Raw genomic sequence first — 370 nt, 5'->3', positions numbered from 1 at the left:
GATCAGCCCCGGCACGTCGAGGATCTGGATGTTCGCGCCGCGGTACTGTAGCATGCCGGGGTTGACGTCGAGGGTGGTGAACTCGTAGGAGCCCACCTCGCTGTCGGCGTTGGTGAGGGCGTTGATGAGGGTGGACTTGCCGACGCTGGGGAACCCGACCAACGCGACCGTGGCGTCCCCGTGCTTCTCGACCGCGTAGCCGTGACCGCCGCCGGCGGAGGACTGGTTCTCCAGCTTCTCCTTCTTCTCGGCGAGTTTCGCCTTCAGGCGCCCGATGTGAGCCTCCGTCGACTTGTTATAGGGCGTCTCGGCGATCTCCTCGCGGAGGTCTTCGATCTCCTCCTCCAGTCCCATTACCACACCCTCGGCC

At 65.1% G+C, this 370-nt stretch carries 1 protein-coding gene; it reads right to left on the bottom strand.

Annotated elements, in window-relative coordinates:
* Window positions 1–354, bottom strand: a 354-nt coding sequence (locus tag EXE44_RS18565) for a GTPase (RefSeq protein WP_137718087.1), incomplete at its 3' end; no start/stop codon positions are given.
* Between the last annotated feature and the right edge of the window lie 16 nt (window positions 355–370).

Source organism: Halorubrum sp. SS7 (assembly GCF_005435055.1).
Lineage (GTDB): Archaea > Halobacteriota > Halobacteria > Halobacteriales > Haloferacaceae > Halorubrum > Halorubrum salinarum.
Note: the sequence above shows the minus strand (reverse complement) of the source record. Positions and strands in the feature narration are given on the sequence as shown.